Raw genomic sequence first — 14,930 nt, forward strand, 5'->3', positions numbered from 1 at the left:
CGGATGACGCGCAGGGGAGCCGCCGAGTGCCCGAGTCTACCCCCGATAACATGGTTGGGTGACTCCTGCAGAACTAGCCTCGGTCGTCCTTGCCGCCGCCCACGCCGTCTTCGAGCAGCGTGGGCTGGATCGCGCCGCGTTGCCGGCGAGCACCGTGGTGGAGCGACCGCGCAACCCCGAGCACGGCGACTACGCCTCGACGCTCGCACTGCAGTTGAGCAAGAAGGTCGGCGTCCCGCCCCGGGAGCTGGCGACGGCCCTGGCCGACGAGTTGGGCCGGGCACCAGGGGTCAAGTCGGTGGAAATCGCCGGGCCGGGCTTCCTGAACATCCGGCTCGACGCCGCGGCGGCCGGTCAGCTCGCGCGGGTGATCGTGGATACCGGCGCGGAGTACGGCCGCAGCGACCGTCTCGCCGGCGAGAAGATCAACCTGGAGTTCGTCTCGGCCAACCCGACCGGGCCGGTGCACATCGGTGGGGTCCGCTGGGCGGCCGTCGGTGACGCGCTGAGCCGGCTGCTGCGGGCCACCGGCGCCGACGTCGGCACGGAGTACTACTTCAACGACGCCGGTTCGCAGATCGACCGCTTCGCCCGGTCGCTGCTCGCCGCCGCCAAGGGTGAGTCGGCGCCGGAGGACGGCTACGGCGGGGCGTACATCGCCGAGATCGCCGCCGAGGTGCAGGCCCGCCGGCCGGAGGTGCGCTCGCTCGACGACGACGCCGCCCAGGAGGTCTTCCGGGTCGAGGGCGTCGCGCTGATGTTCGACGAGATCCGCACCTCGCTGCGCGACTTCGGGGTGGAGTTCGACACCTACTTCAACGAGAAGGACCTGCACGACCGGGGTGAGCTCGACCTGGCGTTGAACCGGCTGCGCGAGCAGGGCCACCTCTACGAGTCCGAGGGCGCCACCTGGCTGCGCACCACCGACTTCGGCGACGACAAGGACCGGGTGCTGCGCAAGTCCAACGGCGAGTGGACGTACTTCGCCGCGGACTGCGCCTACTACCTGGACAAGCGCGAGCGCGGCTTCGAGCGGGTCGTGATCATGCTGGGCGCCGACCACCACGGCTACATCGGCCGGATGAAGGCGATGTCCGCCTGCTTCGGCGACGACCCGGAGCGCAACCTGGAGATCCTCATCGGGCAGCTGGTCAACCTGCTGCGCGACGGCGCGCCGATGCGGATGAGCAAGCGGGCCGGCACGGTGATCACGCTGGAGGACCTGGTCGAGGCGATCGGCGTGGACGCCTCCCGGTACGCGTTGGCCCGCTATTCCAGCGACTCCCCGATCGACATCGACATCGAGCTGTGGACCCGGGCGACCCGCGACAACCCGGTCTACTACGTGCAGTACGTGGCAGCCCGGACGGCGGGCGTGGCCCGCAACGCCGCCGAGGTGGGGCTGGTTCCGGGCGACGCCGACGGGTTCCGCCCCGAGCTGCTCGACCACGAGAAGGAGAACGAGCTGCTCAAGGCGCTCGCGCAGTTCCCCGCTGTGGTGGCGACGGCCGCCGAGCTGCGGGAGCCGCACCGGGTGGCCCGCTACCTGGAGGAGAGCGTGGCCGCCTCCTACCACCGGTTCTACGACAACTGCCGGGTGCTGCCGCTGGGCGACGAGGAGATCACCGACCTGCACCGCGCTCGGCTCTGGCTCAACAACGCCACCCGCACGGTGATCGCCAACGGCCTCTACCTGCTCGGCGTCTCCGCACCCGAGAGGATGTGACATGAGGGCTCATGAGGCTGGTGCGCTACACGCGGACATCAGCAACCAGGGGCCGGCCTGGCTGCGTACCCCGGCCGACGTCAACGATCTCGTGCCGGCGCTGTGGCCGCGGTCGGTGACGCGCGGGGCCGACGGCGCTGTCGCCGTCGCGGGCCTGAGCGTCCGCGACCTCGCGGCCGAGTTCGGCACCCCGGTGTACGTCCTCGACGAGGCCGACCTGCGCTCGCGCTGCCGCGACTTCCGGGCGGCCTTCCCCACCGAGGACGTCTTCTACGCCGGCAAGGCGTTCCTCTGCCGCGCTGTGGTCCGGATGATCGCCGAGGAGGGGCTGCACCTGGACGTCTGCACCGGTGGTGAGCTGGCCACCGCACTGTCGGCCGGGATGCCGCCGGAGCGGATCGGCTTCCACGGCAACAACAAGTCGGTCGCCGAGCTGGGCCGGGCGCTGGACGCCGGCGTGGGCCGCATCATCGTCGACTCGTTCACCGAGATCGACAGGCTCACCGCGCTGGCCCGTGAGCGCGGGGTCCGGCCCCGGGTGCTGGTCCGGGTCACCGTGGGGGTCGAGGCGCACACCCACGAGTTCATCGCCACCGCCCACGAGGACCAGAAGTTCGGCTTCTCGCTGGCCGGCGGTGCCGCCGCCAACGCCGCGTTCAAGATCCTCGACGAGGGCGTGCTGGAGCTGCGTGGTCTGCACTCGCACATCGGTTCGCAGATCTTCGACGCCAGCGGCTTCGAGGTCTCGGCCCGGCGGGTGCTCGCCCTTCAGGCGCAGATCCGCGACGCGCGCGGAGTGGAGCTGCCCGAGCTGGACCTGGGCGGTGGCTTCGGCATCGCGTACACCACCCAGGACGACCCGGCGACCCCGCAGGATCTCGCCAAGCGGCTTCGCAAGATCGTCGATTCGGAGTGCGCGGCGGAGAACCTGGCCGTGCCGCACCTGTCGATCGAGCCGGGCCGGGCCATCGTCGGGCCGGCCGTGTTCACCCTCTACGAGGTCGGCACTGTCAAGGACCTCGACGGCCTCCGGACGTACGTCAGCGTCGACGGCGGGATGAGCGACAACATCCGCACCGCCCTCTACGACGCGTCCTACTCGGCGACGCTGGCCTCGCGGGCCTCGACCGCGCAGCCGTTGCTCGCCCGCGTGGTGGGAAAGCACTGTGAGTCCGGGGACATCGTGGTGAAGGATGAATTCCTGCCCGCCGACGTGCAGCCCGGAGATCTTGTCGCAGTGCCCGGCACCGGTGCGTACTGCCGAAGCATGGCCAGCAACTACAACCATGTGCCCCGGCCACCGGTGGTCGCGGTGCGCGACGGCCAGGCGCGCCTGATCGTCCGGCGGGAAACCGAAGACGACCTGCTGGCTTTGGATGTGGGATGACGTCACCTGTGCGCTTGGCGCTGCTCGGCTGTGGCACTGTCGGCCAGGAGGTGGTCCGGCTGCTGCACGAGCAGTCCGCCGACCTCACCGCGCGGATCGGCGCTCCGCTGGAGATCGCCGGCATCGCCGTCCGTCGGCTCGGCCGCGACCGGGGTGACCTGCCGGTCGACGAGGACCTCTTCACCACCGACGCGCTTGGCCTGATCAAGCGCGACGACGTGGACGTGGTGATCGAGGTGATCGGCGGCATCGAACCGGCCCGGAGCTGGCTGGTCGAGGCGCTGCGCGCCGGCAAGAGCGTGGTCACCGCCAACAAGGCGCTGCTCGCCGAGGACGGCGTGGCCCTGCACGAGGCGGCGGCCGAGGGTGGCGGCGACCTCTACTACGAGGCGTCCGTCGCGGGGGCAATCCCGCTGCTGCGTCCGCTACGGGAGTCGCTGCACGGCGACCGGATCAACCGGGTCACCGGCATCGTCAACGGCACCACCAACTTCATCCTCTCCGCGATGGACGCGACCGGCGCCGGCTTCGCCGAGGCCCTCGAAGAGGCCACCGCCCTCGGGTACGCGGAGGCCGATCCGACCGCCGACGTGGAAGGCTTCGACGCGGCGGCGAAGGCGGCGATCCTCGCCTCGCTGGCGTTCCACACCCGGGTCGGCGCCGCCGACGTGCACCGCGAAGGCATCACCGAGGTGACCGCCGCGGACATGGCCAGCGCCCAGGCGATGGGCTGCACGATCAAACTGCTCTGCATCGCGGCCCGGGGTGTCGACTCCACCGGCCGGGAGACGGTCAGCGTCCGGGTGCACCCGGCGATGATCCCGCGCAGCCACCCGCTGGCCAGCGTCGGCGACGCGTTCAACGCGGTCTTCGTGGAGGCGGACTCGGCAGGCCAGTTGATGTTCTACGGTCGCGGCGCCGGTGGCGCGCCCACCGCCAGCGCGGTCCTCGGTGACGTGGTCGCGGTGTCCCGCAACCGGCTCGCCGGGGTGCGCGCGGCCAGCGAGAGCGCGTACGCGGACCTCGCGGTCCGGCCGATGGGTGAGGCGTTGACCCGTTACCACGTGAGCCTCGACGTGGCCGACCGCCCGGGTGTGCTGGCCTCGGTGGCGAGCGTGTTCGCCCGGCACGACGTGTCGATCGCGACGGTGCGGCAGGGCTCGGCGGGCGGGCCGGCGGGCCGCGACGGCGACGCCGAGCTGGTCATCGTCACGCATGTGGCACCGGACGCCGCGCTCGCCGCGACCGTCGGTGAGCTGCGCGGTCTGGACATCGTCCGGTCGGTGACCAGTGTGTTGCGGGTCGAGGGCGACGCCTGAGTCGTTGCATCATCGACGGGACGGCTCGCGCGTCCCGCCAGGTGGGTAAGCCAGGGTGTGCCGTTGACCACTCCAGCAGGCTGGTCCAAGGTGGCCCTGACAATCGGGTGGGCGCGGCGGTAGAGGCGAGGAGAACGACATGTGGCGGGGTCTGATCGAGGCGTACCGGGATCGGCTGCCGGTCACCGCGGCCACGCCGGTCGTCACGCTGCACGAGGGCAACACCCCGCTGTTGCCGGCGCCGGTGCTGTCCGCCCGGCTCGGTTGCGACGTGCACCTCAAGGTGGAGGGCGCCAACCCGACCGGCTCCTTCAAGGACCGGGGGATGACCCTCGCGGTGTCCAAGGCGGTCGAGGCCGGCAACAAGGCCATCATCTGCGCCTCCACCGGCAACACCAGCGCCTCCGCCGCGGCGTACGCGGCCCGGGCCGGGTTGACCTGCGCCGTGCTGGTGCCGCAGGGCAAGATCGCGCTGGGCAAGCTGGCCCAGGCGCTGGTGCACGGCGCGAAGCTGCTCCAGGTGAACGGTAACTTCGACGACTGCCTCGCGACGGCCGCCAAGCTCGCCCAGGACTACCCGGTCGCGTTGGTCAACTCGGTGAACATCGACCGGTTGCACGGCCAGAAGACCGCAGCCTTCGAGATCGTCGAGGCGCTCGGTGACGCGCCCGACATCCACTGCCTGCCGGTCGGCAACGCCGGCAACATCTCCGCGTACTGGATGGGATACGGGGAGGAGTTGGCCGCCGGCGCCACCACCCGCACCCCGAAGATGTACGGCTTCCAGGCCGCCGGGGCGGCCCCGATCGTGACCGGTCAGGTGGTGCCGGAGCCGTCCACCATCGCCACGGCGATCCGGATCGGCAACCCGGCGAGCTGGACCAAGGCACTCGACGCCCGGGACGCCTCCGGTGGCCTGATCGCGTCGGTGACCGATCGGGAGATCCTGTCCGCGTACCGTCTGCTCGCCCGTGAGGTGGGGGTCTTCGTCGAGCTGGGCAGCGCGGCCAGCGTGGCCGGCCTGCTGCAGCAGGCCGCGGCGGGCGCGGTGCCGCCCGGTTCGACAGTGGTCTGCACGGTGACCGGCCACGGGCTGAAGGATCCGGAATGGGCGATCTCCACAGCGCCGGCGCCGGTGACCATCGCGAACGACCCGCTGGCCGCGGCGCGCGCCCTCGACCTGGCCTGAGCGCGCCACCGTCCGGGTGGTGATCGACGGCGGGTAGCTGGGCGGCGCGACGGCCCGGGGGCGGCGGGGGCCGAGGTATGCGAGTCCGGCACACTTTCGGGTATCCCCGCCCGCATTCTCGTTCAGGAGTGAGCCAGGCCGATGTCGCTGCTCGCCAGATTCAGCCTCGCCAACCGAGGGCTGATTGCCCTCATCGCGGTGGTGACCACGGTGTTCGGAGTGTTCGCCGTGCCGTCGCTGAAGCAGCAACTGCTGCCGTCGCTCGAGTTCCCGGCCGCGTTCATCGTGGCTCCCTACCCCGGCGCCGGCCCCGAGATCGTCGAGTCGCAGGTGACCGAGCCGATCGAGAACGCCCTCCAGGGCATCCCGGGGCTGGACCAGGTCACCTCCACCTCCCGCGAGGGGGCGGCCACCGTCCAGGTGACGTACGAGTTCGGCACCGACCTCGACGACGTGGTCAACAAGATGCAGACCGCGTTGAGCCGGATCGACGCCCAGCTGCCGGAGGGCGTCGACCCGCAGGTCATCGCGGGTAGCACCGACGACCTGCCGGCCGTGGTGCTGGCCGCGGCCGGCGCTGCGGACGAGCGGGCGCTCGCCGAGAAGCTGCGCGAGACCGTGGTGCCGGAGCTGGAGGGCATCGAGGGGGTACGCACCGTCGAGGTGACCGGCACCCGCGACGACGTCGTGGTGGTCACCCCGGACCCGGCCAAGTTGGCCGCCGCGAAGATCCAGCCGACGGCGATCGGCGCGGCGCTGAAGACAAACGGCGTGGCGGTTCCGGCCGGCGCGGTGACCGACGGCGCGTTGGCCCTCCCGGTGCAGGTCGGCACGCCGATCTCCACCCTGGAGGAGCTGCGCGGCATCGTGGTCGCCCCGGCCGCGGCGCCGGTTCGCCTCGGTGACGTGGCGACTGTCGAGCAGCAGCTCGCCCCGGCCACGGCGATCACCCGGACCAACGGCAAGGACAGCCTCGGTATCGCTGTCACCGCGGCACCGGACGGCAACGCCGTGGAGATCTCGCACGAGATCCGGGACCGGCTCGACGACCTGAAGGACGCCTCCGGCGCGGAGCTGACCGTGGTCTTCGACCAGGCGCCGTTCGTCGAGAAGTCGATCGAGTCGCTGACCACGGAGGGCCTGCTGGGCCTGGTGATGGCTGTCATCGTCATCCTGGTCTTCCTGCTGTCGGTGCGCTCGACGGTGGTCACCGCGGTCTCCATCCCGCTCTCCGTGCTGGTGGCGCTGATCGCTCTGTGGATCGGCGACTACTCGCTCAACCTGCTCACCCTCGGCGCGTTGACCATCGCGGTCGGTCGGGTGGTCGACGACTCGATCGTGGTCTTGGAGAACATCAAACGACATCTGGAGTACGGCGAGGAGAAGCGGCACGCCATCATCACCGGTGTCCGGGAGGTCGCCGGTGCGGTGACCGCGTCCACCCTCACCACGGTGGCGGTGTTCGCGCCGATCGCGCTGGTCGGCGGGTTCGTGGGCCAGCTCTTCGCGCCGTTCGCGATCACCGTGACGGTGGCTCTGCTCGCCTCGCTGCTGGTGTCGCTGACAGTGATCCCGGTCCTCGCGTACTGGTTCCTCAAGCCGCGCGGCGGCACCGCGGACGACGAGGCGGTACGGCACGCCGCGGAGGAGAAGGAGCTGCGCAGCCCGTTGCAGCGGGCGTACCTGCCCGTCATCGGGTTCGCCACCCGCAAGCGGTCGACCCGTTGGATCACCGTCGGGCTGGGCCTGCTGGTGCTCTTCGGCACCTTCGGTCTGGCGCAGAAGTTGGAGACCAACTTCCTGGACGACTCCGGCCAGGACACCCTCAACATGAGCCAGGAGTTGCCGGCCGGCAGTGGCCTGGCGGCCACCGACGCGGCGGCCAAGCAGGTCGAGTCGGTGCTGTCCCGCACCGACGGCGTCGAGACGTACCAGGTGACAGCGGGCGGTGGCGACAACCCGTGGGCGGGCGGCGGCGGCAACAACGTCGCCAGCTGGTCGCTGGCGCTCGACGGTGACACCGACGCGAAGCAGATGCGTGAGGTGCTGCGCAAGGAGTTCGACAAGCTCGGCGCCGGTGTGGGCGAGATCAGCTTCGGTGGCGGGCAGGAGGCGTCGACCAGCCAGCTTGAGGTGATCGTCCAGGCGAGCGACCCGGAGGCGCTGACCCGGGCCGCCGAGGAGGCGCGGGCGGCGATGGCCGGCGTCCCGGACGTCGAGGACGTCTCCACCAGCCTGGCCGCGCGGGTGCCGCGGGTCGACGTGGTGGTCGACAGGGTCGCCGCGGGTCGGGTCGGGCTCACCGAGGCCGCCGTGGGGCAGTTCGTGTCGCAGGCGTTCCGGGGAGCGCCGCTGGGTCAGGTAGCGCTCGACGGCCAGCAGCAGAACGTGGTGCTGCGGTCGGGCACGCAACCGCCGACGACAGTGGAGCAGCTGCGGGCACTGCCGGTTGGTCCGGTGAAGCTGGGCGACATCGCGCAGGTCACCCAGGGCGAGGGGCCGCAGCAGGTCACCCGCATCGACGGTGAGCGCAGCGTGTCGGTGACCGGCGCGGCGACCGGCTCGAACCTGGGCGCGACAAGCACGGAGTTGCAGAAGCGGCTGGACGGCATCAACGTGCCGGGTGCGAGCTTCACCATCGGTGGTGTCAGCGCGGATCAGGCGGATGCCTTCGCGGACCTGGGCCTGGCGGTGCTGGCCGCGATCGCCATCGTCTTCCTGATCATGGTGGCCACGTTCCGTAGCCTCACGCAGGCGCTGATCCTGCTGATCTCCATCCCGTTCGCGGCGACCGGCGCCATCGGTCTGCTGTTGGTCACCGGGACGCCGCTCGGTGTGCCGGCGCTGATCGGTGTGCTGATGCTGGTCGGCATCGTGGTGACCAACGCGATCGTGTTGCTCGACCTGATCAACCAGTACCGGGCGCAGGGCATGGGGGTCCGGGAGGCGGTGGTCGAAGGTGGCCGTCGCCGGCTGCGCCCGATCCTGATGACGGCGGTGGCGACCATCTTCGCGCTGCTGCCGATGGCGTTCGGGTTGACCGGTGAGGGCGGCTTCATCTCTCAGCCGCTGGCGGTCGTGGTGATCGGTGGTCTGCTCAGCTCGACGCTGCTCACGCTGATCCTGGTGCCGACGTTGTACACGATGGTGGAGCACACCAAGGAGTCGCTGCGGGGTCGGCGCGCACGGCGGCGCTCCGGAGGGTCGACGGTGACCACGACGGAGACCGACGAGGTGCCAGCGCCGAACCAGGTAGCGGTGCCGAGCGGCGCGCCCGCCCCGGTCGCGGCCGAGGGTGTGCGACCGGCCGGGCGACCCGCGCCGTCGGCCGCGTTGGTGGAGGGCACGGACCAGTTCGAGGTGCTGCGGCTACCGCGTAGCCGTACCTCGCCGTTGCCTCCGGCGGAGCCGACCGAGTAGGTCGCAGCGCGTTTCGGAACGCCCCCGGCGGATTTTCGCCGGGGGCGTTTCAGGTTCGTTCGACCGAAAACACTCCGACTCGCCCACCCCATACTTTGTGTAACTTCTTGCATACTCCTTGTGGGTGAGTGGGGTGTGGGTGAAGTGGGGCGGGCGGATGGCCGAGGGCGCGAGCGGATGGGGGCGGCGCGATCTGTTGCGCCGTGGCCTGCTGGTGGCGGGCGGTATGGCCATCGGCGCGGGGACGTCCGAGGCGTGGCGGATCACGCATCGCCGGATGCCGATCGCCGGCGGCCCCGCCAGCGCCACCCTCGGTAACGGCCAGCAGAAGGTCAGCTCCGGCGCGCTGGAGGTCGTCTGGTCCGGGCGGACCAACCAGCGCCTGGTGGCCCTCACCTTCGACGACGGCCCCGCGCCACAGTGGACCCCCATGGTGCTCGACACCCTGGCCCAGCACCGGGTCCCGGCTACCTTCTTCATGGTCGGGACGCAGGTCCGCCGGCACGCCGACGTCGTCCGCGACCGGCTCGACGGGCACGAGGTGGGAAACCACAGCTGGGCGCACCGGGACCTGGCCGACCTGGACGCCGCCGAGGCGTACGACGACCTGCGCCGCAGCCACGACGCGATCGCCGACCTGACCGGGGTGCCGCCGGCGCTTCTCCGCCCGCCGTACGGCCACCTGGGCGGGGCGGTGCTGCACGCGGCGGCTCGGCTGGACTATCGGCTGGTGCTCTGGTCGTTGCAGATGGTGGAGCGTGAGTTCCCTCACGATCCGGCCGGTCACGCCCGACGGATCATGGCCGAGGTTCGACCGGGAACGATAGTGCTCGGTCACGATGTGGGGGCGCGAAGGCGGCTGGTCGCACTGCGGGGCCTGCCCGACATGATCAACGGGCTACGGTCGCGTGGCTACACATTCGTCACGGTCTCGGCGCTGCTGGGAGCGGGTATGGCTTCGACGACGACCGGGTAGGGTCGCGCTCCGTGGCGTCCACCCTCTCGGTTCTGACCGGCAATCGGAGCTTCCGCAACCTGTTCCTCGCCGAGCTGGTGGTCTTCGGCGCCGACTGGTTCGTCATGGTGCCGCTGCTGGTGCTGCTACCGCACCTGACCGGCAGTGGCGTCTGGGGCGCGCTGGTGTTGGCGGTGGACACCGGCATTGTGGCGTTGCTGCTGCCGTACACCGGCACGATCGCCGACCGCTTCGACCGCCGGAAGGTCATGATCGCCGCGAACGTGGCCGCGCTGGTGGGCGTGCTGCTGCTGCTCGGCGTGCGGAACGCCGCAACCGCGTGGCTGGCACTGGTAGCGATCGGCGTGGTGGCGGTCGCCAAGGCGTTCTACTCGCCGGCCGCCCAGGCCGCGCTGCCCAACGTGCTGGAGCCGCACGAGCTCGCCGCTGGCAACGCCATCGCTGGCTCGGCCTGGGGCACCATGACGGTGGTCGGCGCCTCGCTCGGCGGTGTGCTCAGCACCGCTGCCGGCCCGTACGTCTGCTTCTGGGTGGCGGCGGCGGGCCTCGCGGCGGCCGCGACCCTCGCCACCCGGATCCGCCGGCCGTTGCAGGCGCCCCGGGACGCCGACCAACCGGCCCAGCGGACCTGGTCGGCGGTCCGCGAGGCGCTCGGCTACATCGGTCACCGCCCCCGGGTGCTCGCGCTGGTCACCGTCAAGTCGGCGGTGGGCCTGGGCAACGGCGTGCTGACGGTGTTTCCGCTGCTGGCCGGCGTGTACGGCGTCGGTCCGCTCGGCGCCGGCCTGCTCTTCGCGGTACGCGGCGCGGGAGCGTTGGTGGGGCCGATCCTGATGCGCCGGGTGTTGACCAACCGGGCGTGGCTGCTTCCCGGGCTCGCGCTGTCCATGTCGCTCTACGGCCTGGCCTACCTGGGCACCTCGGTGGTGCGATGGTTTCCGCTGGTGCTGCTGCTGGTCTTCGTGGCCCACTTCGCGGGCGGCAGCAACTGGGTGATGTCGAACTTCGCCCTTCAGGGTGAAGTTCCGGACCGGTTGCGGGGCCGCGTCTTCGCCACCGACATGATGCTGGCGACGCTGGCGATCTCGGTGAGTCAACTGGCGGTGGCCCTGGTGGTGGACTCCGTCGACGAACGGGTGGTGCTCGCCGGCTGCGGTCTGATCACCCTCGTGTACGCGGTCGGCTGGCGGATCGCCACCCGCCGGCTGTCGCTCACCGATCCGGCCGTCGAGCCGGTCCCGGACCCGGCCGGCTGAACTCGGCGATCCCAGGCAGCGGGCGCGGGACCGGTTCGTCGGTCCCGGGCCCTAGCATGAGCGCGTGCCGACGAACTTCACCGCCGAGCCGGTCCGGGTCCGCGTCCCGGCGACCAGCGCCAACCTGGGCCCGGGCTTCGACGCGCTGGGTCTCGCCCTCGGGCTCTACGACGACGTGGCCGCCGAGGTCGCCTCGGGTGGTGTTCGGGTGATGGTGACCGGGCAGGGCGCCGGTGAGCTGCCCGACGACGACCGGCATTTGGTGGTGCGGGCCATGCGTGCCGCGTTCGACGTGCTCGGGGCCCACCCCGCGGGGCTGAGCGTGGAGTGCGTCAACCGGATCCCCCAGGCACGTGGGCTGGGCTCCTCGTCCGCCGCGATCGTCGCCGGGGTGCTGCTGGCCCGCGCCCTGGTCGTCGATGGGGAGCACCACCTCGACGACGCCGGCGCGCTGCGGCTGGCCGCCGAGATCGAGGGCCACCCCGACAACGTGGCGCCGTGCCTGCTCGGCGGTTTCACGGTGGCCTGGTCCGAGCCGGGCGGCGCCCGGGCGGTCTCCCTGCCGGTCGCCGCAGCGGTGCGGCCCACTGTTTTCGTCCCGGCGGAACGCGGTTTGACAGCGACCGCGCGGGCGGCTTTGCCGGCAACAGTGCCGCACGGTGACGCCGCGTTGACTGCCGGGCGGGCAGCGCTGCTGGTGCACGCGCTCACCACGGACCCGACCCTGCTGCTGCCGGCCACCGTCGACAGACTCCATCAGGATTACCGCGCAGCCGGGATGCCAGGCACATCTGCCCTGGTCAGCGCGTTGCGAGCGGCCGGTGTGGCAGCTGTGGTCAGTGGGGCGGGGCCGACCGTGCTGGCGTTCAGCCAGCCTCCAGCGGGCTTCCCAGTGGGAACAGACTGGGAGATCTGGCAGTTACCGATAGACGTCAGCGGCGCGCGGGTCGCACGGGGTAGACTTGGACACGCCGAGCGGGACCCTGTTGCCGCAGGTCGGAAGAGTTGATTACGCTCTAGACCTAGCACAGCCGCGAAGCACGCGATCTCCTGCGGGGCGGCGCACCCCCGAAGCTCTCGGCGGTCAGCCCGTCTACCCCTGCCAAAGGCCCACGCCGCACCGCAGTTTCCACAGGTCGCCGCAGACGGCGAGACCTGCTCACCGACGTTGGTGAGTCGGGATACCGACCGGCTGCTGTGTCACAGACTCCCGCGACGCGTCCTTGCGAGGCGGGTGCACCGAGGCCGCCCGGCCACCTGAGCTCCGACTCCGGGCAGTCCCGGCCTATCGAGGGAAGGAATCCATTGAGCGACACCACCGACGTGACGTCGGATGTTTCCAACGTCGCTGGCGATGCCACCGCAGCCGCTCCCGCCCGTCGTCGGCGTAGCGGCACCGGTCTGTCGGCGATGCTGCTGCCAGAGCTGCAGAGCCTGGCTGCGTCGCTCGGCATCTCCGGCACGGCTCGCATGCGCAAGGGCGAGCTGATCGCCGCGATTTCCGAGCGGCAGGGCGGCAACGCCGCCGGGACCCCTCGACCACGGGCCGAGGTCGCGGCCGCGGCCGCCCCGACCCGTGAGGGAGTGCGCGCCGAGGTGCGGGAGACCGCCGACCGGCCGGCAGCCGAAGGACGCGGTGCCGAGCAGGCGCCGGCCGAGCCGGCCGCCGAGACCGAGGGCCGTAGCCGTACCCGGCGGAGCCGGACCGCAACGGCAGAGGCCCGTGCCACCGAGGCTCGCCCCGCTGAGGCGCGGGCGACCGAGGCGCGGGCGACTGAGACGCGGGCGACTGAGGCTCGGGCGACTGAGGCTCGGGCGACCGAGACGCGTACCGACGAGGCGGAAGCCGGCGAGCGGGCCGACCGTGGCGAGAACCGCCGCGAGCGGGCCGAGCGTCCGGAGCGTGCCGACCGGACCGAGCGTGCCGACCGTGGCGAGCGGACCGAGCGTGCCGACCGTGGCGAGCGGACCGACCGTGGCGAGCGGACCGAGCGTGCCGACCGTGGCGAGCGGACCGAGCGTGGCGAGCGGACCGAGCGTGCCGACCGTGGCGAGCGGACCGAGCGTGGCGAGCGGACCGAGCGCAACGACCGGGGCGAGCGTGCCGATCGTGGCGAGCGCAACGACCGGACCGAGCGTTCCGACCGGGGTGAGCGGGCCGAGCGCAACGACCGACCCGACCGCGGTGACCGCAACGACCGCAACGACCGTGGTCAGCGTGCCGAGCGGGACAGCGACGACGACGACGAGGGTGGCGGCCGGCGCGGCCGGCGCAGCCGTTTCCGGGACCGTCGCCGCGGGCGCGGCGAGCGCACCGAGACCGGTGCCGACACCGGTGGGCGTGAGCCGCAGGTCAACGAGGACGACGTGCTCGTCCCGGTGGCCGGCATCATCGACGTGCTCGACAACTACGCCTTCGTGCGGACGACCGGTTACCTGGCCGGCCCGAACGACGTGTACGTCTCGATGTCCCAGATCAAGAAGTACGGCCTGCGCCGCGGTGACGCGATCACCGGTGCGGTGCGGGCGGCCCGCGAGGGCGGCAACACCGGCGACCAGCGGCGCGACAAGTACAACCCGCTGATGCGGCTGGACACGATCAACGGGATGGAGCCCGAGGAGGCCCGGCGTCGTCCGGAGTTCTACAAGCTCACCCCGCTCTACCCGCAGGAGCGCCTGCGGCTGGAGACCGAGCCGCACATCCTGACCACCCGGGTCATCGACCTGGTCATGCCGATCGGCAAGGGCCAGCGGGCACTCATCCAGTCTCCGCCCAAGGCGGGTAAGACGATGGTGCTGCAGGCGATCGCGAACGCGATCACCCGCAACAACCCGGAGTGCCACCTGATGGTGGTGCTGGTGGACGAGCGGCCTGAAGAGGTCACCGACATGCAGCGGTCGATCAAGGGCGAGGTCATCGCGGCCACGTTCGACCGTCCGCCGCAGGACCACACCACGGTGGCGGAGCTGGCCATCGAGCGGGCCAAGCGCCTCGTCGAGCTTGGACACGACGTCGTCGTGCTGCTCGACTCGGTGACCCGGCTCGGTCGGTCGTACAACCTGGCGGCGCCGGCCAGCGGTCGGATCATGTCGGGTGGTATCGACTCCACCGCGCTGTACCCGCCGAAGCGCTTCCTCGGCGCGGCCCGCAACATCGAGAACGGCGGGTCGCTGACCATCATCGCCACGGCGTTGGTGGAGACCGGGTCCATGGCGGACACGGTCATCTTCGAGGAGTTCAAGGGCACCGGCAACGCCGAGTTGAAGCTGGACCGGAAGATCGCCGACAAGCGGACCTTCCCGGCCATCGACATCAACCCGTCCGGTACGCGTAAGGAAGAGGTCCTGCTCGCACCGGAAGAGCTGGCCATCATCCACAAGCTCCGGAAGGTGCTGCACTCGCTGGACTCGCAGGCCGCGATGGATCTCCTGCTGGACCGGCTCAAGCAGTCCCGCACGAACATCGAGTTCCTGATGCAGATCGCGAAGTCGACGCCGGGGGAGTAACCATCCCCGGGTGACGATCGAAGGGGCACGGCCATCGCGGCCGTGCCCCTTCGTCATGTTCCCGGGCCCGACACCGGCAGTCGGCGGGAGCCGCAGCGGGCGGGAGATGACGCCCGCGCCGCGCGGTGATGGAATTTTCCTTCGGTTCAG

At 71.3% G+C, this 14,930-nt stretch carries 9 protein-coding genes; all 9 read left to right on the top strand.

The genetic code is table 11. From position 1 onward, the window contains the following. Positions 1 to 58 precede the first annotated feature (58 nt). The 9 genes from argS to rho all read left to right on the top strand — a co-directional run bounded on the left by argS (position 59) and on the right by rho (position 14,780). Entirely contained in the window at positions 59 to 1,726 is a 1,668-nt protein-coding gene (argS, locus tag OG992_RS26305; protein WP_266304541.1) for an arginine--tRNA ligase, read from the top strand. A 1-nt stretch (position 1,727) separates the two neighbouring features. Beyond that, on the top strand, positions 1,728 to 3,113 hold the full coding sequence (gene lysA, locus OG992_RS26310; RefSeq protein ID WP_266304542.1) for a diaminopimelate decarboxylase: 1,386 nt from the start codon (positions 1,728 to 1,730) through the stop codon (positions 3,111 to 3,113). A gap of 8 nt (positions 3,114 to 3,121) precedes the next feature. Continuing rightward, positions 3,122 to 4,432, top strand: coding sequence for a homoserine dehydrogenase (locus tag OG992_RS26315; RefSeq protein WP_266305278.1), 1,311 nt, complete (start codon positions 3,122 to 3,124; stop codon positions 4,430 to 4,432). A 139-nt stretch (positions 4,433 to 4,571) separates the two neighbouring features. Next, complete coding sequence (gene thrC, locus OG992_RS26320; protein ID WP_238687367.1) at positions 4,572 to 5,621, top strand: threonine synthase; 1,050 nt, start codon at positions 4,572 to 4,574, stop codon at positions 5,619 to 5,621. Positions 5,622 to 5,762: 141 nt separating this feature from the next. After that, the gene (locus OG992_RS26325; RefSeq protein WP_266304543.1) at positions 5,763 to 9,041 is read left to right on the top strand and encodes an efflux RND transporter permease subunit; all 3,279 of its coding nucleotides are present in this window, start codon (positions 5,763 to 5,765) and stop codon (positions 9,039 to 9,041) included. A gap of 124 nt (positions 9,042 to 9,165) precedes the next feature. After that, positions 9,166 to 10,017: a polysaccharide deacetylase family protein gene (locus OG992_RS26330; protein WP_266304544.1), complete on the top strand. Its 852-nt coding sequence runs from the start codon at positions 9,166 to 9,168 to the stop codon at positions 10,015 to 10,017. Positions 10,018 to 10,028: 11 nt separating this feature from the next. Then, positions 10,029 to 11,273, top strand: coding sequence for an MFS transporter (locus tag OG992_RS26335; protein ID WP_238687364.1), 1,245 nt, complete (start codon positions 10,029 to 10,031; stop codon positions 11,271 to 11,273). Positions 11,274 to 11,337: 64 nt separating this feature from the next. Further along, the gene (gene thrB, locus OG992_RS26340; RefSeq protein WP_266304545.1) at positions 11,338 to 12,282 is read left to right on the top strand and encodes a homoserine kinase; all 945 of its coding nucleotides are present in this window, start codon (positions 11,338 to 11,340) and stop codon (positions 12,280 to 12,282) included. A 296-nt stretch (positions 12,283 to 12,578) separates the two neighbouring features. Further along, positions 12,579 to 14,780, top strand: coding sequence for a transcription termination factor Rho (gene rho, locus OG992_RS26345; RefSeq protein WP_266304546.1), 2,202 nt, complete (start codon positions 12,579 to 12,581; stop codon positions 14,778 to 14,780). Positions 14,781 to 14,930: the final 150 nt, after the last annotated feature.

Origin of the sequence: Micromonospora sp. NBC_00362 (assembly GCF_026342155.1) — a bacterium.
Classification (GTDB): Bacteria; Actinomycetota; Actinomycetes; order Mycobacteriales; family Micromonosporaceae; genus Micromonospora; species Micromonospora hortensis.